The organism is Candidatus Dedyshia acidiphila, assembly GCF_051025295.1.
In the GTDB taxonomy this organism is placed as follows: Bacteria; Acidobacteriota; Terriglobia; order Terriglobales; family Acidobacteriaceae; genus KBS-83.
Genome location: NZ_JBMGJV010000014.1, coordinates 54,190 through 74,512, shown reverse-complemented (window position 1 = coordinate 74,512; position 20,323 = coordinate 54,190). Strand labels below are relative to the sequence as shown.

General features: G+C 59.8%; 13 protein-coding genes and 1 pseudogene. 5 read left to right on the top strand and 9 right to left on the bottom strand.

The window, feature by feature from the left end; all coding sequences use genetic code 11:
- Positions 1-190: 190 nt before the first annotated feature.
- Positions 191-778 (top strand): hypothetical protein, encoded by a 588-nt coding sequence (locus tag AC5IJH_RS08070; protein ID WP_491902298.1) that lies wholly within the window; start codon positions 191-193, stop codon positions 776-778.
- 93 nt (positions 779-871) lie between these two features.
- On the opposite strand, the gene AC5IJH_RS08065 is transcribed toward AC5IJH_RS08070, so the two are convergent.
- From AC5IJH_RS08065 to AC5IJH_RS08055, 3 genes are read right to left on the bottom strand one after another with little or no spacing between them, the layout of a single operon-like run.
- Positions 872-2,359, bottom strand: a complete 1,488-nt coding sequence (locus tag AC5IJH_RS08065; protein ID WP_491902297.1) for a heavy metal sensor histidine kinase — start codon at positions 2,357-2,359, stop codon at positions 872-874.
- Positions 2,346-3,020, bottom strand: coding sequence for a heavy metal response regulator transcription factor (locus AC5IJH_RS08060; RefSeq protein ID WP_491902317.1), 675 nt, complete (start codon positions 3,018-3,020; stop codon positions 2,346-2,348). Before AC5IJH_RS08060 ends, AC5IJH_RS08065 begins: the two co-directional genes overlap by 14 nt.
- Positions 3,021-3,046: 26 nt before the next feature.
- Positions 3,047-6,220, bottom strand: a complete 3,174-nt coding sequence (locus tag AC5IJH_RS08055; RefSeq protein ID WP_491902296.1) for a TonB-dependent receptor — start codon at positions 6,218-6,220, stop codon at positions 3,047-3,049.
- Positions 6,221-6,640: 420 nt separating this feature from the next.
- Between AC5IJH_RS08055 and AC5IJH_RS08050 the strand changes: the two genes are divergently transcribed.
- Both AC5IJH_RS08050 and AC5IJH_RS08045 read left to right on the top strand, forming a co-directional pair.
- Positions 6,641-9,607 carry a choice-of-anchor I domain-containing protein gene (locus AC5IJH_RS08050; protein ID WP_491902295.1) on the top strand — a complete coding sequence of 989 codons (2,967 nt, stop codon included), beginning with the start codon at positions 6,641-6,643 and terminating at the stop codon, positions 9,605-9,607.
- Between the two features lie 176 nt (positions 9,608-9,783).
- Positions 9,784-10,218, top strand: a complete 435-nt coding sequence (locus AC5IJH_RS08045) for a hypothetical protein (protein WP_491902294.1) — start codon at positions 9,784-9,786, stop codon at positions 10,216-10,218.
- A gap of 14 nt (positions 10,219-10,232) precedes the next feature.
- Here the strand turns inward: AC5IJH_RS08045 and AC5IJH_RS08040 are convergent, their stop codons facing one another.
- The 6 genes from AC5IJH_RS08040 to AC5IJH_RS08015 form a co-directional block, all read right to left on the bottom strand.
- A complete protein-coding gene (locus AC5IJH_RS08040) occupies positions 10,233-10,469 on the bottom strand; it encodes an anti-sigma factor family protein (protein ID WP_491902293.1) in 237 nt (78 codons plus the stop codon).
- Positions 10,460-11,071, bottom strand: a complete 612-nt coding sequence (locus AC5IJH_RS08035; protein ID WP_491902292.1) for a sigma-70 family RNA polymerase sigma factor — start codon at positions 11,069-11,071, stop codon at positions 10,460-10,462. Before AC5IJH_RS08035 ends, AC5IJH_RS08040 begins: the two co-directional genes overlap by 10 nt.
- A 46-nt stretch (positions 11,072-11,117) precedes the next feature.
- Complete coding sequence (locus AC5IJH_RS08030) at positions 11,118-11,909, bottom strand: DUF1223 domain-containing protein (protein ID WP_491902291.1); 792 nt, start codon at positions 11,907-11,909, stop codon at positions 11,118-11,120.
- Positions 11,910-12,368: 459 nt separating this feature from the next.
- Complete coding sequence (locus AC5IJH_RS08025) at positions 12,369-15,482, bottom strand: DUF7948 domain-containing protein (protein ID WP_491902290.1); 3,114 nt, start codon at positions 15,480-15,482, stop codon at positions 12,369-12,371.
- Between the two features lie 893 nt (positions 15,483-16,375).
- Positions 16,376-17,890, bottom strand: a complete 1,515-nt coding sequence (locus tag AC5IJH_RS08020; protein WP_491902289.1) for an alkaline phosphatase family protein — start codon at positions 17,888-17,890, stop codon at positions 16,376-16,378.
- A gap of 291 nt (positions 17,891-18,181) precedes the next feature.
- Complete coding sequence (locus AC5IJH_RS08015; RefSeq protein WP_491902288.1) at positions 18,182-19,003, bottom strand: phytanoyl-CoA dioxygenase family protein; 822 nt, start codon at positions 19,001-19,003, stop codon at positions 18,182-18,184.
- Between the two features lie 657 nt (positions 19,004-19,660).
- On the opposite strand from AC5IJH_RS08015, the pseudogene AC5IJH_RS08010 reads away from it, so the two are divergent.
- Both AC5IJH_RS08010 and AC5IJH_RS08005 read left to right on the top strand, forming a co-directional pair.
- A pseudogene (locus tag AC5IJH_RS08010) lies at positions 19,661-19,783 on the top strand (NAD-dependent epimerase/dehydratase family protein); the annotation flags it as partial.
- Positions 19,784-19,802: 19 nt separating this feature from the next.
- Entirely contained in the window at positions 19,803-20,273 is a 471-nt protein-coding gene (locus AC5IJH_RS08005; protein WP_491902287.1) for a DUF6982 domain-containing protein, read from the top strand.
- Positions 20,274-20,323: the final 50 nt, after the last annotated feature.

Genomic DNA, 20,323 nt, shown 5'->3' with positions numbered 1-20,323 from the left:
GACCACATTATCACGCGCAACGATGGAGGTGGCTTCCAGTGAGGGCGCAGTACGTGCCAAGAGAGAGGGAACCCAGCTTGGTGGCACGGTCCTGCCTTGGGCCAGCCTCCCAGAAACCTTGCGCCAGGGTCGGCGGCAAGCCACTCGCATAGGCGGTGGATTGGCATCTGATTTCGAGAGGTAAGTATCCATGCGTCTGATCGCAGCCATCGGAGTCGTTTTAGGGCTGGTCTGTAGTGGAAGTTCGTTGCATGCGCAGCGGCGTTTCGAAGCTGGTGTGTTTGTGGACTCCTTGAGCGTGAGTCAGACCAACACAGACAATTTCGGCCTGGGCGGCAGATTCGGATACCGCATGCAGCGCAAAATTGTGCTTGAAGGTGAGCTTGCCTACGACTACGGCCTCAACTTCAGCGAGGCGTACCACGACATATCGAGCGGAAACACGACTCAGATTGAGCGTACTTCGATTGGCGTGACAGAGGGATACTTCGGGCCGATGCTTGAGTCGCCCCGCGGAAGGTTCCGTCCATTTGTCACGCTGAAGGCCGGCTTTCTGGACTTCCGGCTGAGCCCAAGCCTGGTTCCTTACAGTAGCTACGTGAGCACCCTGTTCGGCATACGGACTTCGAATCTAAACGCAGCTCTCTACCCGGCAGTTGGTGCGGAGGCGAGCCTCGGGCCACTAGGACTGCGGCTGGAAGCAGGCGATGCGGTGTTCTTCAACAGAGGCGCGCACAACAATCTGCGGATTACCTTCGGCCCAATCCTCAGGTTCTGACGGGATCGACGCGTGCGATTGTGAGTGTAATCGATGGGCAGGGAGAGCTCGCTCTCGCAATTCGCCGCGACCGGCGCACCTGCAGTTCGGCTGCTATGGTGCAGTTCTCAACGGACGACTGTTAACGACGCTGGCAGGGCAAGGCTCCGCAGAGATCGGCACTTCAAGTGTGACTCGAGTACCTTGCCCCGGTTGGCTCGCGATGACAACGTCACCGCCATGGAGCACGGCAATGCTCTTCACGATGGCCAAGCCGAGGCCGGTTCCTCCAGAGACGTGTGAGCGGGAAGAATCGACGCGAAAGAAGCGGTCGAAAACCCTGGGCAGCGCCTCTGCTGGAATGCCGACTCCGTTATCGGCAACTTCGATGCGGATCGAAGAAGCATGCGCCTGCGTGCTGAGCACGACGGTTCCGCCTCTCGGCGTATAGGCGAGAGCATTCGCGACGAGGTTGCTGACTGCGCGTTGCAGGAGCGAGCGATCGATCACTGCCAGGTGCGGCCCCTTCTCGCAGGATGTGGTGAGCGACACTTGTGCGTCGGCGGCTGGAGCTTCGAAGTAGTCGCGCACCTTGCCGAGCAGTTCACCCATGTCGACCGGCTCGCGCCGCAGGTGCGACAAGGGGCCTTCCGCCCGCTCGAGGAACAGGAGGTCGCCAATAAGATCCGAGAGGCGAACCGCTTCTTCGAGGCATGATTCGATTACATCGCGGTATTCGCTTGCCGTGCGGGCACGTGACAGCGCCACCTCCGCTTCGCCGCGGATGTTGTTCACCGGCGTGCGCAGGTCATGCGCGATATCTGCCGAAAACATCGAGATTCGCGCGAAAGAAGCCTCGAGGCGATCGAGCATCTGGTTGAAGGTCGCTGCAAGGTCTGCCAACTCGGAGGGATAACCCTCGGAGACGATGCGCTCTCGAAGGTTTGTCGAGGTGATGTGCCGCGCCGTTGTCGCTATCTCTTCAATCGGACGGATGCCGTGCCGCGCGATCTGGTAGCCGATCACCGGATAGACAAGAAAGGTGGCGAAGAGTATGCCCCAGAAGCAGAGGCGATAGCGTGCGAGCAGTGCCTCCTGCTGCGAGACGTCGACTGCAATCTGCAGCGTGTATACACGACTCCCATCGGCGCCTACGGGCGCGGACACACTGGTCACGCGGAACACACGTTGATCGCGCCCTGACATCGGGCTGATGCGATCCGGATGGTTGCGGGTCTGTGCAGTCAAGCGATCGAGATCGACTTGGTTTTCCATTCCAGGCGTCATCAGCAGCGGCGCATTCTGCTGATCAAGCAGCCGGATATAGAACTGCTCGTATCGTCGTGCCGCCGCCTCTAACTCAACCTCTTCCCGCAGGCCTTCCTCATCCTGTGGCCGCTCGCGCAGGAGGGTACGCAGAACATGCACTTTGTCGGCCACAAAGAGACTGTTGCTCTTTTCGAGCTCACTGCGCAGCACGAAATAAAGACTTGCAATGGCGACTGTGACGAGGAAGAGGCCGACCAGAGCGTAAACCGCCATCAGGCGAAACGCGAGTGTTCGCCGGACGCGCGAGTAGGGCCCGAGGCTAGCGATTTGCATCGAGTACATAGCCGGCGCCCCGGACGGTATGGATCAGCTTGTTGGGGAATGGATCATCGACTTTGCTGCGCAGTCGGCGTACGTTCACGTCGACGACGTTGGTGTCGGTATCGAAATTCATGTCCCAGACAGCCTCGGCGATCAAGGTGCGGGACAACACCTCACCCGCTCGACGGACGAGTAGCGTGAGCAGCAGGAACTCTTTCGAGGTGAGTTCCAGCCGCCGACCGGCACGGGTGGCGCGCTGGCGGAGGAGGTCTATCTCGAGATCCGCGAGGTGCATCTTCTCGTGTACGCGGGGAGGGCCACGACGCAGCAGCGAACGCACGCGGGCCAGCAGTTCTGAAAAGGCAAACGGCTTAACGAGATAGTCGTCTGCACCGAGGTCAAAGCCGCGAACGCGTTCGTGGACGGTATCGCAGGCCGTCAACAGCAGAACCAGCACGGGCCCCGCGTCCAGGCGCAGTTGCGTGAGTACCTGCCATCCATCCAGGCCGGGGAGCATCAGGTCGAGGATGACAAGATCGAACTCTGACTGACGGGCCAGGTGCAATCCGTCGATGCCGTGCCCGGCCACCTCGACTGCAAATCCTGCCTCGGCCAAGCCCTTGCTCAGGAACCTGGCGGTCTTTACTTCATCTTCAATGACAAGTATCCGCATGCACTCCTCAGGAAACAATCAGGGTGTCAAAATTGCAGTCGCACGCCGAGCTGCATCTCGCGCGGAGTCCCGGAGCCTACCGGAGTCATCGGCGATACGACGCTTGTGTTGACCGTTCCCGTGATACTGCCGAAGCCCGTTGTGTTCGCAGGATTGAATGTAGAGCGCGGCTGGCCAAGCTGCGGATGATTGAAGACGTTGTAGAACTCTGACCGAAATTCCATTTGCGCGCGGTCGCGCCAGACGAACGTCTTTGCCGCGCCTAGGTCCACCTGCCAGGTGCCGGGCCCCCGGAGCAGATTCCGAGGCGCATTGCCGAACTCACCGGCGGGCAGCGCAAAGGCCTCAGGGTTGATCCACTGCGCGACGCCTCGACTCCGGGGCGGCGTCAGCGGCACGCCTGGTATGCGATCCGGCCGCTGTGTGCCGGAGTTTCCATCGGGCGCAGTGTAGCTGCCGGGCAGAGTCACATTGACTGGGAATCCCGTCCGGGCGAGCGCGGTCGTGGTGAGTTGCCAGTTGCCCGCGATCGCGGTCACAAGTCCGCGGTTATTGAGCATCGGCTTGCCCGCGCCGAAGGGGAGCGAGTACACAGCATTCCCATTCACCACGTGGCGAGCGTCCCATGCACCGCTCGCCCACTCGCAGGAGAGGCAACGTGCGTTCTGCGGTGACAGATTGTCACCATCGCCACTGCCGTCCGAGCCATTGTCCAGCTCATGCGCGTAGGCGTAGTTCGCGGTAATCAGCAGGCCTTGCGAGAAGGGGCGGCGGACCGACGCCGAAAGCGCATGGTAGACGCTTGCGCCGACAGATCCGCGCCAACCGATTGCAGGTGCGAAGGCAGGATAGGGAACCGTGCCCGTCGTTGGGTCGATGAGATTAACCGCGTTTGTTTGGAGCAGGTGTACGCCGTGGCTTCCAAGGTAAGAGAGCGTCGTCACCAGGTTCATGGGCAGTTCCTGCTGGAGGGAGAGATCCCACTGCTCGACGTAGGAATCTTTGCGGTCCCGTTGCTCAGCGTTGGGAGAGATCTTTCCAGGGCCGGTGAAGTAAGGAGCGATGGGGTAGGTCGCGTTCTTCACAGAGTAGGAAGAGACTTCGTTCTTCGCGGGCAGATTTTGATCATCGAGTTGTCCATCCTCGTGGTACATGCCAAAGCCCGCGCGAACCAAGGTATGTCTCGACTGCGCAGGCGACCAGGTGAACCCCAAGCGCGGGTCAAGGTCGCCATAGTTCTGCTCACCGAAGTTTGCGCCGAGCCCGCAGAACCCCTGCGCACCGCAGGTGGCAAAGTCGAAGGGGTTAGCTTTTCCGTGCGCCTCATTGAATACCTGGAAGACGCTGTACCGGACGCCGAGGTTGAGATCGAAATTCGGACGCATCTTGACTTCATCCTGCAGGTAGCCGACAAACCAGTTCTTGCGCAGGTCGTTGATGGGCAGAGCACCGGTCAGGCTCGCACGGCTGACTCGGTTCGCGGCCAACTGCTGCAGTGTGGCAAACGTAACCGTGCCATGCTCGCCGTAGTTCTGGTTCAGTTGGATATGCCGAATCTCGATCCCGCTCTTCAGCGTCTGCCGTCCATGGGTCCAGGTCAGATTGTCGATCCAGGAGAACGTATTACCGACGTAGATACTGCTGTAGTCGTAGTTCTGGGTGGCAAAGCCCGGTCCCGGTCCGGTCGCCACGACGATCTGGTACACCGATCCAGTGCGGCTGTGGTTGTAGCTGTTCGAGGTCGATCGGTTGAAGCCAAACTTCGCTTCATTGATGAGGTTGGGATTGAAGATGTGGAGTAACTCCAGCGCGCCGTTGACGGGTGCCGTCACCCTCTGCTGCAGGTCAGTCGCGACTGCGGCGAAGGGCTGTGTATCCACTGCGCGATCGTAGTTGAAGCGCAAAAAGGCGGTTGTCTTCAATGAGAAGTGCTGGTCCAGTCGCAGCATTACGGAGTTCTCATTCACGGTCTGCCTGCATGAGCAGGTCAACAGATCGTAATCGGCGTAGTTCGGATCTCCGGGATCGCTTTGCGGCGTGTAGGGCGTCAGGACGCTCTTTGGACCGGCGTCCGGGTATCCGTTCACAATCGCGTAGACGGGCGACGAATTGAGAACGGACGCCCTGAACGCGGCGCTCGGAACATCTGCGCTTACCGGGTAACCCCACACCTGCCGATACGCTTCCGACGCGAGATAGAAGAAGGTCTTCTCATGCACGATGGGGCCGCCCAGTGAGCCGCCGAACTGATTCAGCCGGAGTGGCTGCTGCGACTGCCCATGCGAGGCCCACGCAGGCTGGGGGGCGTCGAAGACATCATTGCGCAGATACTCGAACAAACGTCCATGGAGATGGTCGGTACCCGAAAGTGACGTAACGCTCAGTTGTGCGCCGCCAGTTGCACCCTCTTCGGCAGTGGAGAGCTGTGTGTCGACGCGAAACTCTGCAATCGCATCAAGCGGAATCGAAAGCCGCGCCCATGCACGCTGCGTCTGGTTGACAACGTTCGTCGCATCCACGCCGTCGTAGGTGATGTTGCTGTCGTCGAGACCTCGTCCGGCAAAGCGGACGGACCGCTGATTGCTGCCGCCGGTGTCGATGGCCCCTGGTACATAGGCAGTGAGCGCGGACCAGTCGCGGCCATTCAGAGGCAGTTCATCCGCCTGCGTCTTTTCGATTAGCCCAGTGATTGCGCTGCCGTTTCGATCCATGAACTCGGACGCGGAAGAAACCTGGATGCGCTGTTCTCCGCCTGAGACCTGCAGAATGGCATCGAGCGTGCGAGTCCTTCCGATCACCTGTTCGACATCCACATATACCAGCCTGCGGAAGCCGGGGTGATCGAAGGTGACCGTATACCGGCCCACGGGTAGTTCCGCGAGATCGTACCTGCCGTCGCTATACGACTCGGATTCGCGAACCAGGTGCGTTGAGGTCTCGATCGCAAGTATGTGAGCTTGCGCCATGACCCGACCGGACGGGTCTGTGATGGTGCCGGTCATGGCGGTTCGATCTACTTGCGCGACACAGGCGCGTCCGGTCAGCGCTAGTGCGGCAACAAAGACAGTCACCGGACTGATGGCAAACGAACGAAACTTTCGCATGGAGCCTCCGGTGAGCGGGGTGGGCACGAGACAAGCGGGTGCGCTCGACTCGTGGGCAAGGACCTGGCGCAGGGCGACGGCAAATGCGATCGCCATTCACATTGCAAATCCGTAATGCAGCGATTGTTCTAATGCGCGATTGTTACGGGCAGCAGACGTGAATGTTAAGAACACGACCAAATTTGATGATTGCTGTGGAAGTCTTCCACAAGCCTGACCGGGAAGAGCATCAGGTGAATCGATCGTGGAATGATGTTCGAACGCGGACCCTCGACGTTGCCGGTCATGCGATTCACGCCAGAAACCAATACATGACAAACATGTCATCGGATTGTCACATCGATGTCTCAGCCGCGCATTACTGTCCATTTGCGCGCGGACTCACCGCGCGGCCGGTGATGAATCGACGGCCTCTTGTACGGATCTGGTGACCGCAAGCGCGTGGACATTTCTTCATGCGGAAGTGCACCTGAATACCCGACACCTCAACAGAACAAGCTTGAAGGAGAACGTTCCATGTCTCGAGCTACGCACCACCACAGGTCACGGCACAATCGCCAGACCACCCTCCGCGTGAATCGTCTGACCGCACTGGCCGGAGTCCTGTCGGTCGGTTTGGGTGTTTCCGCACTTGCGCAGTCCGTGCCGTTTCCGACGTACACGGTCGGTCCGCAGCCGGACGGCTCTTATGTAGTCAGCAACGGCACCATCATCACGCCTGCCGGTAAGCAGGTGAATCTTGGCATTCGTGTCCGCGCCAAAGCTGTCGCACTGAACCCGACGGGCAACCACACCGGCGCCGTGCTCACGATGGGCACCTCGTCCAAGAACGGCAACGGACCGGTCGAGATCTTCAACACGCAGACCGGCGCAGTCCTGCAGAGCTACAGCAGCGCAGCCGGCAAAGATTCGAGCGGCAGCCACGTCGGCATCACGTACAGCCCAGACGGCAAGTACCTTCTGTTCAGCCAGGACAGCAGCTTCATCGGTATCGCCAAGGTGGCTGCAGACGGGACACTGTCTGACTACGCGCACGTGAGCGTGCCGATTGCCGGCACACTCTCGAAGATCGAAGGCATTCCATTCGATTATCAGCTCAGCAACGTCAAGTGTGATCCCGCCTACGCCACACCCGGAAACGACGGCAGCTACGCACATTACTGCGGTCACACGGTTAACGCCACCGCCACCTCGTATCCGCTGGGCATCGCGGTATCTCCGGATGGAAAGACCGCGTACTCCGTCCTCGATGTGAACGATACGCTGACGAAGATCGATCTGAGTGCCGCCACACCGGTTCAGGGCGCACAGATCCGGGTTGGCAACGTTCCCCATAGTGTCGTGATCTCGAGCGATGGCCGTACGGCTTACGTCTCGAACGAAGCCGGCCGCGTTCCGGTCGGGAATGATCGCGAGCTCTACTCCGACGGCACCGAAGTGGTCGCCTCGAAGCTTGGTGCGACGACAACGGGCACAGTGTCGGTTGTCGATCTCTCCACCTTCCAGGTAGTGAACACGATCAACACCGGCCTTCACCCCACGGGCATGGCGTTCTGGGGCAAATACCTCCTGGTCGCCAACACGTATGACGACACGCTTTCAGTAGTCGATACGACCACGAATCAGGCAGTGCGCACCATCGATCTCGGGCTGCCGATCCGCATTCCGGGTGACAAGGAAGCCGCCTACGGTGCCGGTCCGAACTCAATTGCTGTCGACATGGATCACAACATCGCCTACGTTGCCCTGTACAACGCGAATGCGATTGCTGTGGTTGATCTGAACAGCGTGTCGAAGAAGAGCTCGGTTCTCGGCCTGATCCCCACTGCTTACGCCCCAAGTTCGGTTGTGCTCGACCAGAAGAACGGTGTTCTGATCGTGGCGAACGACAAGGGCGTCGGCACCAAGGGCGTCCCGCCGCACAACTCGTTCGGAACCAGGTACGGCGTCACGGCTTACAACACGCACGAGGACCTCGGCACGGTCAGCCTCGTCTCCTTGCCGAACGTGGACCAGCTGGCCTACTGGACAGACCAGGTCTACGTGAACAATCACTGGGATCTGAAGCGCAACATCCGCACCGCAGGCGGCGGCAATCCGAACGAGAAGCCAGTCGCGCTTCCGAAGAAGATCGGCGATCCGTCGTTGATCAAGCACGTATTCCTGATCATTCGTGAGAACCGCACCTATGACCAGATTCTCGGTGACGTAAACGGCGGCAACGGTGATCCCTCCCTGGCAGTGTTCGGCGCAAGAGTCACTCCGAATGCGCATGCCCTGGTGGAGCGCTTCCCGCTGCTCGACAACTTTTACGATCCCAGCCGCCAGTCGGCTGACGGTCACAACTGGATCGTTCAGGCCATGGCTCCGTATTCGGACGACATTCAGTCGCCGGACTGGGTCCGTGACTATCCATCGAACGGTGGTGACGCAATCGCGTACCAGAAGAAGGGCTTCATCTGGGACGCGGCTGTGAAGGCGAATATCAAGTTCAAGAACTATGGCGAGTACATCGAGTGGAACTACTTCACCGTTCCGGGCTGCTCTAAAATCCCTGGATTCAGTGGAAACTGCCACCCGACCTGGACGCAGTTCTACAACGACACGTTGGCCTATGAGTCGGGTACCGAGCCACAGCTCAAGTACTTCAACACGATTCACTCGTACACCCCGCTGAGCAATCTGTTCCGCCATACGGTGCAGAACTATCCGCAGTTCGATCTCGATATTCCCGACCAGTACCGCGTGGATGTCTGGAAGCAGGACTTCGAGAAGGATGTGGCAGCCGGCACGGTACCGCAGCTCAGCATCATGTGGATCAGCTCTGACCACACTGGCGGCCCGCCGACGGCACCAGCCATGCAGGCAGATAATGACCTGGCGCTCGGCCGGTTCGTCGACACAATCAGCCACAGCAGCGTGTGGGACTCATCGGCGATCTTCGTCGAAGAAGACGACGCGCAGGACGGTGTCGATCACGTCGATGGTCACCGGAGCCCGGGGTATGTCTTCAGCCCATATGTCCGGCAGGACGGTGTGGTTGATTCGACCTACTACACGCAGGTCAACATGACGCGCACCATCGAGCAGATTCTCGGCCTGCAGCCGATGAACCAGTTCGACCTGGTGGCCTCACCGATGAGAACGCTGTTTGTCAACGAGCCGCCTGCGGATAACTTCAAGCCCTGGTCGCATGTTCCGAATTTGGTTCCGCTCGACATGGGCGTCAACCAGACCTCGGCATCGATTAAGGAAGAGAGCCCCGCGGTGGCAGCCCTCCGGGTTGGCTGGATGAAAAAGAAGGCCCAGATCTTCGCCGGCAAACACACCAAGCCCGATTCTGAGGACCCGGATACGGTCAACCACCTGAACTGGTACGAAGCGACCAACTTTGCCCGGCCCTACCCTGGTGAAGTGAAGGTGCGCCCCGCCAGCGACTTCCGCCACCGGAAAGCTCCGGCCGGAGACAGGGACGACGACTAAACAGGTAAGTGAACAGGCGAAGTGGCCTCTCTCTGCTACGGCGGGAGAGGCCGCTTCATTTAGGGGTACTCGCGTGGCGCTTCGTCTTGCCGCTCGAGTGCGGTGCCAGTCAGGGCACGATGGCTCCAGACCGGCTCCTTACTGGGGATTAGCATGGGGGGCTGGTAGGGAGAGCAATGGCCGCAGGGCACGAGGTAAACGCGCAAGTGCCGGTAAGCTCCCGCGGGCTCGCACTGCAAATCACGAGCTTTGGCTTTGCCCTGCTGCAGAGCGCGTGCACGCTATTCATGGCGCTGAGCGGCGTTCGTCTGTTACTCGGTCTTGGCGCCGTTGCAACGGCGGGTCTAGCACAGAGTGTCGCGCAAGCGATCCACGGTCCCGCGCTGCGCCTGCCCATGCTGGTGTTTGCCGTAGGCGTGTCGCTGTTGAATCTCGCAGCGCTCTACCGCATTCATTCGCTACGCGCCCGGGCCTCGTCGCAGTGGAGGCTCACACCGCCGGATGCGCGGCGGAGGCGTTCCGAGGCGCTGCAACTTGTATTCTCCATCCTGTCCATCGTGCTCGCTGCTGTGGAGTCGGCCTTCCACTATCACCTACACGGAAATCTTTAGCGGACAACGCTCCCTTACTCCTGCATCGCATCGCGCAAACGAGCGTGCAGCCGTTCACTAAAGCCAACAGGCAGCTCGAAGACCCTATCGTCCGCCGTTAACACGAGGATGTTACGTGTGGAGTCCAGCACCGCGGAGCAGATGCCGCAGTGATCGAGATGAGCTTGCACATCTCGCCGGACTTCCGCTGAGAGCGTCTGGTCCAAGTATCCCGAAATGTAGTCCCAGACATGCCTGCACTCTAGAACCACTGGAACCACCTCCGTTTCGGATTCAGGCTTGCGAGTTGCGGCGCTAGGGCCTTCTGTAGCATCGTCCTCGCGCGGTGCAGCCGGACCTTGACGAGGTTGGGCGTGATCGCCAGCACGGACGCTGTCTCTTCGATGCTCATCTCTTCTATGTCGCGCAACAGCACAACCTCGCGGTAAAGCGGCTTGAGGTTCTCTATCGCCGTACGCAACAGTGCGCGAACCTCAGCGCGTTCGAGAGTCTCCGATGGGATTTCGCGCCAGTCGCGCAGCAGCGTGGGCGATACCCGGCTGTCCTCGTCCGTGTCGGCGTCGATCGATTCGGTGCGGTGCGCGCTGGCCTTCCGAAGTCGGCTCCGCGCCTCGTTGAGCGTGATGCTGATCAGCCAGGTACTGAACCGTGACTCGCGACGAAAGCGCGGAAGGTTGCGAAAGGCCTTGAGGAACGCCTCCTGAGCCACATCTTCTGCGTCCGACTCGTTGCGCATCAGCGACATCGCCATGCGATACACGGTCAACTCATAGGGTCGAATCAGTGTGTGGAACAGCTCGGTGCCGCCGGCGAGAACGGCCGTGATCAGCTCCGCCTCCGCCGTCGCCGGCACTCGCTCCTGTGGGTTCGCTCGAGTCATACGGCCTTCGGCCCCGATCCTACCTGAGCACCGCAGCGGCTACGCCGGCCACCGGCCCAGCACCCGCCTCCTGCGCAAACAGCACCAGATGACGGTGTGGACTGAGTGTGCGCAGGGTAGCGGGTGGCAACGGCACGTTCACCTCGCCCGGCGTGGTGCGAGTTAGTGACCCGAGCGCCAGGAAGACACGCGCTACCGACACGTGCACCAGCTCCCGCCCAGAGTTCTCTCCGCGCAAAACGCTGGAGTGATCAGAATCGTCCACGACCACCGCATTCAAGTCGAGGCCGTTCTGCAGGCCGGCGTTGTCGATCTTGTAGGTAAAGCTGAGCCGCCCCGCACTGATTGCCGCGCTGCCGATCTGGAGCACGAGCCCGTTCACACTCGCCTGCTTCGCCAGCGCAGACTCGAGCGCCCGGCGGTCACTGCCCACGAACGGCACCCGGCCGTTCACGACCATCTGCGGCGTGTACGAGCTCTCGAGTCCAAACCGCTGGCGATACGCATCCTGCCGGCTGCTGTAGACGTCGGATGAGTAAGGGTCCTTCCATCCGAGGGAGTCCCAATAGCTCACATGCTCGCTAATCGTGATCAAGTGCTGCTTGGCTGCCGTGTCACGACCCGTGATCTCCCGCAGCAAGGCGTCCGCTGGAGGGCAGCTCGAGCAGCCCTCCGACGTGAACAACTCCACCAGGATCGCAGGGCGCGGCGGCAGAGCCGTGGACGCTGACTGCGCAAGTACCTGAGTCACGCCCACACCGCCCGAGAGGGCCAGCGCGCTAAGCGTAGCGGCAACGATCCACCTGGTCATAGCAAGTCTCCCGCGACGATCGGCAGCTCGCTATGCAAGAGCCAGTCAGATCAGTCTGCCGATCTGATCCTCGCCGCGAGCAAAGGTTACGCGATTTTGTGAGAGACGATTCCGCATTGAGTCGGCCGAACAAGCAGCCCGAAAATCTCGGAGAGCCCAGAGACGCGAACGTCGCGCAGCAGCCTTTTTGGCGGCTCGGAGTGCCGACTCCATCGTGCTCCAGCTGCATGTGCTTCCAGTCCTTCCCACTGTGTCGCCGTGCTGAGCCAGACCATGGTCGTAAGAGCACGACGAGTGGCCTCGAGCGTCCAGCCATTCCTGCGGTGCGGCGGTTGATGTAAACTCGCGCCACCTCCTCCGCGTTGTTTTTGCTGAGCGATTGATCGGTATGAATGAACGTACGGATTCAACTCCGATCGGCCCTAAAGACCTGCAGAGCATGTCGCGTGTATACATACGCTACTGAACGATCAGCGTGACTGACTGCGTCGCCTTGTTTCCCGAGGAATCAGACGCCAGCACATTGATGGTGTAGTTGCCCGGGAAGACCTTCGCCGCTGACTGCGTCGTTGTTCCTGTTGTGGCTGAGGCGCCGCCTCCGCAGCCATTGACCCCAGCGATGACAACGAGAGCTCCGAGGCAAATCATCCCTACGGCCCGCCTTCTCTTCGACCCAAGGGGGATCAGGCAGATCAATCCGGCGAGTGCGAGATCCAACCTCTCTGTGCGCCATGATGCGGTGGCAGTGTTGGACTGAGTGGCAATGGAAAGGGTGAAGTTTACTGGCGATCCACCACTAGCTGGAAGGCTCGCAGGGCTGAAGATGCACGAGGAATTGATCGGGAGATTGCTGCAGGAGAGCTGGATGGTACCGGAGAAGCCACCTGCGGGATTGATCGACAACGCATAGGTGGCTGTGCTGCCCGCTGGCACAGTACTGCTCGTACTCCCGCCTGCCTGGGTACCGAAGGTAAAAGGCGTCTGTGGCGAGGTGCCCGACAAACTCACCTGCTGGAAGAGGCCTGCAGCGGTCCCTTCAACCGTCAAGGTTCCGCTCGTCGTCCCGGTAACGACCGGCTTGAACTGGACGCTGAATGTGCAGGAGTCACCGGGAGCAAGCGACGGATCGCATGTGTAGGTGAGTGGAAACGCCGCTTCGTCAGTCAACGTGACTCCGAAGCCGATCCCATTGAGAATCGCATTTCCGGTATTTGTAATCTTGATTGTTTGCGGGGCCGACTCGGTGCCAACCAGTTGTGGGCCAAACGTGAGCGAGTTTGCAGAAAGGGTCAGGACGGGCGCAGTCACGCCTTGCCCGTTGAGCGTCAGCATGGCCGGGATGGGCGAGTTAGACGCGATAGAAAGCGTGGCTTTCGAAGGGCCTCCAACAGTGGGTGCATAGCGTACGTTCACCGTGCAGCTCTGGCCGACGGGCAGCGTCGGCGGGCAGGTGTTTTCCGGTGCTGGCACCGAGAAGTCGCTCTCGGAAGCGCTAAAGCCAGTGATCGAGAGGGGCTCGGCTCCGCAGCTGGTGATTGTCAATCTGCTCTCGGTCGAGGTGCCGAGCGCCGCGGCGAGATCCAGGCCGCCGTTCGGACGTGCGCACAGGGCAGCCGAAGGAAGTGTCGGATCGATGACATCGGCGTAGGGGTAAAACGATCCGGCATAGCCGGGCCCCGGGACTGGGACGGAGCCGGCGTAGACGCCGGTCGTCGTGTACATGCCATAGCTGGCAGCACCCGTCACGTGGACGCGCAGGTTCGGGTCCACGGCAACGCTGCTGGCGAAACCCTGTGCTGCGCCGCCCAGAAACGTGGAGAACTCGACCGTTTTGCCCGAAGGGTCCAACTCCATCAGGGCTGACGCCGGCTGGTTACTGATGGCGCCGACCGGAAACGTACCCTGGAGCGGAGAGACAAGGGGAAAATCTGGGTTCGAGATCTGCTCCGCCAGCCAGATATTGCCCTTTGCATCGAGGGCTATCCCATTCACAAATCCGGGTCCACCGCAGAGCATTGTCGAGTAGGCCAGACCCGATCCGGCTGCATTCAGTTCAGTAAGAAAGGCACTGCCGTTCTTCCCGTTGTTGGGCTCAAAGGCGTCCGCGGTCGTGGGATAGGTGTCACCGGCATCGTTGCCCACGACGAAGACGTTGCCGTCGGGGAGAACCGAGAGGCCTGCGATCTTGTAGGCGTAGTTTAGATAGGTCGAGTAGAGAACGCTCTTTGCATCAGGCGCGACTTTCATCACGAACGGAGTTGCGTACGGCATCGGCCCTGCGATTTGACTCAGGTAAGCGCCGTTGGTGATCGGCCACAGCGTGCCTGCCTGGCCCGCGACGTAGGCGTTACCCACAGCATCGACCGCGATAGCGGAGGCGCCGATCGGTCCTCCGCCCCCGTTCTGCGGATCAGCCGTGCCCAGGACGGCGCTATAGACCAGCGCTCCGATGGGACTGAACTTCGCAAGAAACACGTCAAAGGCGTCGTAATTGCTATTACTGGCGACAGCTTGATTGAGCGCGCCTGCCGAGATGAAGAAGCCATCTCCTGTCTCGCCCGTAACGTATGCGTTACCAGAGGTGTCGACGGCTACTGCTGCCGCGTAAGTCATCAATGCGTAGGTGGCGGTCGGGCTCGGTCCGAGCAGTGTGCCATAGTTGAGCGACGAACCATCCGGAGACAGGGACACGAGAAACCCAACGTAGTTGTTGTTCTGCGGCAGGATCGCCTGACCCGACTTGGTAGGGAAGTCATTTGATCCGGTCCAGCCAGAGACGATCGCGTCGCCATTCCGGTCCACCGCGATACCCGTTGGCTGGGCGAACTCGTTGCCGCCGAGCACTGTGGAGTAGAGCAGCTTCGAACCGTCTGCACTCAGTTTGCTGACGAAAGTGACGACGTTCGAGGACGTGCAGGAAGCACAGCCGGCAAAGGAACCGGCCGTGACCGGGTAGCCCAGACTGCCATATCCAGCGACGTAGGTATTCCCGGCTGCGTCCGCGGCCACAGCCAGTCCCGCCGACCCCAAAGGGGACAAGTAGGTTGAGAAGTCGAGTACAGGATCGATGATCAGATCCAAGTGGGGGTCGTAGTCTGCAACAGCGAACGAAACATCGCCGTCAGCCAGGATGGTGAAGGCACCTTGCCGTTTCTGGCGTGCGCCATTCACGTTCTGGTAGATGGAAGGTGCAGCCAGTTGGAGTGATGATCCCGCGCGAGTGATCGCAAGCACTCCATCTTTCCCGATTTGGACCCGAGATGGTGCGCTGAAGTGCATACGAATCTGACGGTAATCCGAGCCCGGCTTCACGATGAAGTCGTGCTCGAGGTGACTTCCGTTGCCATAGAAGACGGCATCCACGCCAGGGTAGAGATTGGAGTAGATGACCTTGGCGTAATTCGGAACATGCGTGCGCCAGGATGCTGAATCCTTGCCCAGCAGATAGTTTGTCTGGCTCGTCTCTAGGTCGGCGGGTCTCGGGTTTCCTCCCGTCGCGCCACTGAACTTGATCTCCCATGGACCGAACGTCTCTCCCGCTTCGATCGAGATTGAATCGGACCGGAATCGCACGGCTCCGCCCGGGACACGCCCAATGACGACACTCGAAGCCGCAGATTCGGTCGAAGCTGGCTCGAACACAATCGGCAGCTTGCTCTCAACGATTCGCTTGCTCAAATGTGACGGGTTCTGTGCTGTAAGGGGTAGCAAACCGATGAAAGAGAGAACGAAACCGAGAACAGCACGTCTTGAACCCAAGGCACACCTCAAGGCAGAAAAGAGACACACTTGCAAAATGTCATCGCGAGTATATAGGAGCTGGATTAGCAACCGGTCATCGATACGAACGCGCAGCCGCTATGGGAGAGACATTGGGCGAGCGCAAGCTGGGCGACACCTCCGCGTGGACCGGTGTTGTTACCAGTCTCCTGATCACCGGAAAACGACCTCGGAAATCGGTCGAGCGCCTACAGGATCTCTTGAAAAAGGAACAGACGCAGCACTCTGGAAACTGACGCACAGGATTTGTGGAGCGAGGAACAGCACCGACAGGCTTCGCTCCACTCATAGGCTTCCGCGGGCCCGACATCGAAAGTGTGACGACGGGGGCTCTAACGGGATGTGCTTGAACGAAGAGGGCCTCATGGTGGAAGCCAGGCCACTCTACAGCGCGGTTGAGCCAGTCCATCGGACTCGTGCCGCTAACACAAGGATGGTTCGTGATTCATATTCGGCTTACGTTGAAGATGATCGACTACCACGGCTGTTCTGACGACCTTGAGACTTGCAGAGCTCATCTCTCCAGCGTCGACTAGTTTCACACGAGTTACAGGATAAGGTTCACCTTCTACCCTGACTACTTAACAATCGTCTTCAAGTCGCGTCCTGCCTGCGTTTAGATCCATGGCTGACAACCCATCTGCTTAGGCTAACTCGAAGCCGATCTGCGAGGACACATCGGAGCTTCAGCAGGTGGAGGTGGGGCGCATTGCAGTGCCGTCCTCCTGTGTGGGGAGCGTTTGCGGGTTAGAGATCGGATACGTGACCGAGCCGGTGAGCGCGTCGATGCAGCCGGTGATCAGAGTGGGATCTGCGGCGTTGAGCGCCGGCAGTATAGGCACGGACGTATCCGGTTTTGCGAAGTTGAAGGCCGATGTCATGTCGCCGACTGTGGACCGACGCCACGCGGTCAGGTTTGGCACCTCCGCGCCGAAGCGGGTCTCTAGAAAACGAAGCACGGAGGTGTGGTCGAACAGATCCGATGAGACGAAGCCGCCTCGGCTGAAGGGAGAGATGATCAGCATCGGCACTCGGAAGCCGAGGCCAAGCGGTCCGTTGATTGCGCCGAGCACGGATGGGTCGGGTACAGGTGTTCCCGTGATGTATTCGCCGGGCGTACCTGGCGGCGCAGTGGGCGGCGCGACATGGTCGAAGAACCCACCATTTTCATCGTAAGTGACGAGGAGAACAGTCTTCGCCCATTGCGCTGGGTTGGAGGTCAGAGCGTTGATGATGGTGGCGAGGGTGAGCTCCCCAAGCAGCGAGGGCGAGGGTGGGTGATCAGATTCGACGACCGACGGAATGATCCATGAGACTTGCGGCAGGTTGCCGCTGGTCGCATCGGCGACGAAATCCGTCGGGAACTGCGGACCGAACGCGTTCTTGTAAAGCTGCGTGGACGAATCCTGGAAGTTCTTAAAGTATGCGAGGACATTGTCAGAGACAATGCCGCTCTGGATGCTCTGGTCGGGCGTGCTGTAGACCTTCCACGAGATACCACGCGTTTGAAGCTGCTCGGGCATGGTCGTATACGTCAACTTGCCATAGAGGGAAGGGCGGTTCCCGACAAGGGTCTGCAGCAATGGACCGCCGTTCGTGCCGCCAGGGTCAATCGACGCGGCCATTGTGTACAGGCGGTTCGGGTCGGTCGGTCCGATGACTGAGCAGTGATAACTATCGCAGACCGTGAATGCATCGGCGACAGCGTAGAGGTACGGCAGGTCGCCGCGGGTGTAATAACCCATCGTGAGAACTGCGTCATTGGCATTGATGGGGATGTGGGACGTCACAAAGCCGTCGTTGGCGCCATTGTTCCAGCTCTGGTGCTGCACGATCCAGCTATGGTCGATGTCGTGGGTGCATGCCGCGTTCCATTTGGTGCTGTCCAGGTGAAACGGATAGAGCAGGCCTGCAGGTGAGGCGGCCGTGTTCGCCGGATACGGCTGCTTGTAGGCACGCGATGAATCCGAAAAACCGCGCACGCCTTTGTAGCTTCCGAAGTAGTGATCGAAGGAACGGTTTTCCTGGATCAGGATGACGACGTGTTCGACGTCCGCAAGGCTGGCGCACTTCGAAGTAGCGCCGCCACTGCCTTGAGACACAGCTTTGTTGATCGCGCTGCAGCCCGGGATGAGGGAGTACGCGCCGGCTGCAGCCGCGATCTTCAGGAGATCGCGTCGGGAGAGGTGTTGGTGACCCATATCTATCTTTGACAAGATGAGGGTTGGATGCGTGAGCGGCTCCGACCGGGTCGGCAGACAGCTCGTCCTTCCATCCATGCGGCAGCATCCAGAAATGACGACGATAAGCCTGTTGCGAAGCTGGGCACGAGTGAGCGCACCGTCCCCATGTTGTCCAGCTTCCAATGAAGAATCTGTTCAGCGACTGAGCTACTTACGCGCAGCCGTATCCAGGGCGTGGCGGACCGTGATTCTCTGGTGCGGACGAATGTTGAGCCGAATCGGTGCGGACGTACTCGCGGATGCGAGTGATTAGCCCATCACCAAGCCCTCGATGTCATGCTTCTGCGTGACGGGAACAAGTTTCTCAACGGTGCGACAAATGAGGTGTTCGCGCACCTGTGCCGGGAGGCTCGAGTAGAAGTCCTCGGTCACCATCAGATCGTGCAGCTTGTCATGACCGGCACCCGGTGCGTCGACACCAATGACGAGCACGGGGCGCGATATGGGTGATGCATGGGGCGTTCCGCGATGCACCGTCAGCGCCGACCGGCACGACATGTCGCCCATGTGAGGAAACTTCCGCACGCCTCGCTCCTCGAACCGCGGCCACAGCTCCCTGTCAGGAAACATCTCGTGGTTCCAGGCTCGACCGTCATCCCACTGCGTCCCCGGAGCGATCTCAAAGGGGCCCATATCCTCCGTGACATCTACGCCGGTGAGATTGAACGCGAGCGAGGTGATGCGATGGTCGATATACGATTCAGGAGGCGACGGGAAGTCCCGGTGCCAGGGCTGCACCTTCGCACCCTGGAATGGCGTGTCGAACCCAATCTCGACGATCTTGTATTCCGAACCGAGTACACGCTCGCATACTGCAACGAACCACGGGTGCGTGACCATTTCCGTGAACCCGCTGATCGCCTGAGGGTGTACTTCTACATACCAACGACGAGGGCCCCGGCTCACGGCTCTCCCGGGATGCTGGATGGCCTCCCAGAACGCCGTCATCATGTCTTCCCGCATTGCTTCGACGAACTCGCGCGTAAATGCGCCTTTGTGCGCGACGACACCGTCACGTTGGAGCGTCTCGATATCGGTATCGATGCTGCGAGGTAGAACATCCTCAGCCATCATATTTTTGATGCGTTCGTTGCCTGAACGGTCTATTCGCCTCTAGGGATGCAAGCACAACGACGCAAGCGCAACCGCAGATACGAGCCTCGGTCGACCAGATCGATCGGTTTCGCTGCACCATCATCAGACGATGCGCAGTAGTCACCATCACTCCTTCAACCCGTCGGCCCGTCGACCAACAATCACGCGCTGCACCGCGGGTCGTCTGAGGATCCAGCCTGCTAGGTTCCTAATCAGCACGTTGTTCATGAAGGAACGGGAGCGCACCGGCCGCATTGACTGGTCGCCTTCTATCGCCAATGCAAAGGCGAACGGTCAAACTCCTCCACGCCGGGAGGATAGGACACCCGGACCATGAGCTTGATGTAAGCAACGGCGGCAGGGAAGATGTGCTGGGTGCGCTCACTGCATCGAGTCACAACTTTCGGGTTAACAGGTTTGCCAGGCCCGGCAGGATGGGTCTAAAACCGCTCAAACAGCTTGAGCTCTCGACTGACAACTGGAGTCTTCCCGCCTCGATCACATCGTACGTCGCCCCAAAGGTCTTCGGCGTCTCGGGAGGGGATGAGGGTCTCCTTAAGGTCTGCAAGCCTCGACAAGCGAAAGATGGTTTGGCATAGTCGAGATATCCCCAGCTCGATAGGAGCACGCCTGGTGCCAAAGTATCTGATCACTGGAATTGCAGGATTCATCGGCTCGTCCATCGCGCACGCCTTGGTGGCACGAGGTGAGAGCGTGCGCGGCCTCGATAACTTTACATTCCCGCAACCCAGTAGCTCGTCCCCACAAGGGGAGCTTGCCTGAGGGGGAGAAGGTCGTCCTCCAGTATGGCGACCGCACCGTCAAGGGCTATGCAGACGTCGATGAAATCCCATCGATAGAGGAGCGGATGCGCTCGCCGCATTGCTTCTCTGATCCAATTGCGCTAAAGCTTGGCTCCGATATCGTCGAGCACTTCCCGGTCGCAGACATCAAGGCGATATTCCTGGTGAAGACGCTTGAGGGCAATGCTCTCCGGAATCCACTGCACTTCCACACTCATAGGCCCGTCAGCAAGGGGTTATGGGTAAGAATCCAGTTCGACGACGGCGAACTCATGGAGGGCATCGTGGCCAACACAGCCGCGCATCTGCTTGCGCCATGCGTGACACTTATACCCACGGATCCGGGCAGCAACAATCGGCTGGTGTATGTACCTAAGAATCGTCTTACGCAATTCGAAGTGCTAGGCCTCCGCAACCCTCCGCAGGGGCGCGACAGCTTCTGAAGAGCAGAATGTGTGTGCTCTGGACATCTCAGGCACGGCAAAGGCCCACT

Bases quoted from the DNA above. Each gene is read 5' to 3' on its own strand.
- AC5IJH_RS08045 (WP_491902294.1), top strand. From the start codon at position 9,784: ATGGCCGCAGGGCACGAGGTAAACGCGCAAGTGCCGGTAAGCTCCCGC.
- AC5IJH_RS08065 (WP_491902297.1), bottom strand. From the start codon at position 2,359: ATGCAAATCGCTAGCCTCGGGCCCTACTCGCGCGTCCGGCGAACACTC.
- AC5IJH_RS08070 (WP_491902298.1), top strand. From the start codon at position 191: ATGCGTCTGATCGCAGCCATCGGAGTCGTTTTAGGGCTGGTCTGTAGT.
- AC5IJH_RS08050 (WP_491902295.1), top strand. From the start codon at position 6,641: ATGTCTCGAGCTACGCACCACCACAGGTCACGGCACAATCGCCAGACC.
- AC5IJH_RS08060 (WP_491902317.1), bottom strand. From the start codon at position 3,020: ATGCGGATACTTGTCATTGAAGATGAAGTAAAGACCGCCAGGTTCCTG.
- AC5IJH_RS08030 (WP_491902291.1), bottom strand. From the start codon at position 11,909: ATGACCAGGTGGATCGTTGCCGCTACGCTTAGCGCGCTGGCCCTCTCG.
- AC5IJH_RS08055 (WP_491902296.1), bottom strand. From the start codon at position 6,220: ATGGCGATCGCATTTGCCGTCGCCCTGCGCCAGGTCCTTGCCCACGAG.
- AC5IJH_RS08015 (WP_491902288.1), bottom strand. From the start codon at position 19,003: ATGGCTGAGGATGTTCTACCTCGCAGCATCGATACCGATATCGAGACG.
- AC5IJH_RS08020 (WP_491902289.1), bottom strand. From the start codon at position 17,890: ATGGGTCACCAACACCTCTCCCGACGCGATCTCCTGAAGATCGCGGCT.